The organism is Staphylococcus sp. EG-SA-15, from assembly GCF_017151895.1.
GTDB lineage: Bacteria > Bacillota > Bacilli > Staphylococcales > Staphylococcaceae > Staphylococcus > Staphylococcus aureus.
In genome coordinates, this window is sequence record NZ_JACVZN010000198.1 from 1 (window position 1) to 214 (window position 214).

Annotated in this window: 1 protein-coding gene; it reads right to left on the reverse strand. The window is 35.0% G+C overall.

Going from position 1 to position 214, the window contains the following annotated elements; genetic code table 11:
• On the reverse strand, positions 1-214 hold a 214-nt coding region (locus IDG64_RS15735; RefSeq protein ID WP_142381978.1), incomplete at both ends, for a DDE-type integrase/transposase/recombinase.

Below are 214 nucleotides of genomic sequence, written 5' to 3' on the forward strand. Positions count from 1 at the left end.
CTTGCTCAATGAGGTTATTCAGATATTTCGATGTACAATGACAGTCAGGTTTAAGTTTAAAAGCTTTAATTATTTTAGCCATTGCTGCCTTCGTTGAAGGTGCCTGATCTGTAACTACCTTTTGAGGTTTACCAAATTGTTTAATGAGACGTTTGATAAACGCATATGCTGAATGATTATCTCGTTGCTTACGCAACCAAATATCTAATGTATG